At 38.6% G+C, this 1,028-nt stretch carries 1 protein-coding gene; it reads right to left on the bottom strand.

Translation table 11 applies throughout. The features are described 5' to 3' along the window. Nucleotides 1-1,028: helicase-related protein (locus tag ACFIO5_RS10645; RefSeq protein ID WP_375705384.1), on the bottom strand; the 1,028-nt coding region annotated here is incomplete at both ends.

Consider the following 1,028-nt stretch of genomic DNA (forward strand, 5'->3'; position numbering starts at 1 on the left):
CCTAAGACCATCTGGTTAAGGGTTTTACTAAAATTCTCATCATGGGCAAGCAAAGCATTGAGAACTTGCCAGACAACACTGTATCTCTTATTGTTTTTTAATGCCTCTTCTGGTGAAACACCAGCAGGAACACCAACCGGCAAAATGATATAGCCCATCTTTTTGCCTTTTGCACGACGCATCACACGTCCTACCGCTTGTATCACATCCACTTGGCTTTTACGCGGGTGTAAAAACATAACCGCATCAAGGGAAGGAACATCAACACCTTCTGAAAGGCAGCGTACATTGGTTAATATACGGCAGACATTCTCACCCGCATCTTCTTTCAACCAATCAAGTTTTATCGTACGGTTTTTGGCACCAGATTTTCCATTAATATGATCTACTTGACAGTTAAGAGGGGGAATATTTTTATGGTTTTCATGAAGATTACGTAAATCTTTCTTAACTTCTTCATCGTTGAATGTTCTACATATGCGTTCAGAAGTATCAATATCTCTACAAAAAGCCAAAGCCCGATGCATGGGTCTTGTATCATCTCCAAGATCAATTTTCAGATCCATTTTGGTAAGAGCTTGATAACAACCCATGATCTTTGTTCTATCATCAAGAATAAGTTCATAATTCTCATCTGTCATCAGATGCTGGATAGATTTACTCATTTCTCCTTCATCAACACCTAAAACGATAATCTTGTAAGGCGTTAAAAGTCCATTTTTTACAGCATGGGAGAAACTATAAGAATAAAGGATTTTTCCATAAAGCTCTTCATCATCCATAGAAGCCAGAACGGCATCAATCTCATTAGCTTGTTTTTTGGCATTATCACTAAAGATACGAGGTGTTGCTGTCATATACAGACGTTTCTTTCCCCGAATAAGGCTATTATTATGAACCTTGATAAACTCAGATTCACTCTTGTCTGTTCCTAACACAGCTCCAGTGGTACGGTGTGCTTCATCACAAATGATCAGATCAAATTCCGGTAAAGCATATTTCTTTTGCGCATCCGAAATCACTTGGAT

The organism is Bartonella sp. AA86SXKL (assembly GCF_042196885.1).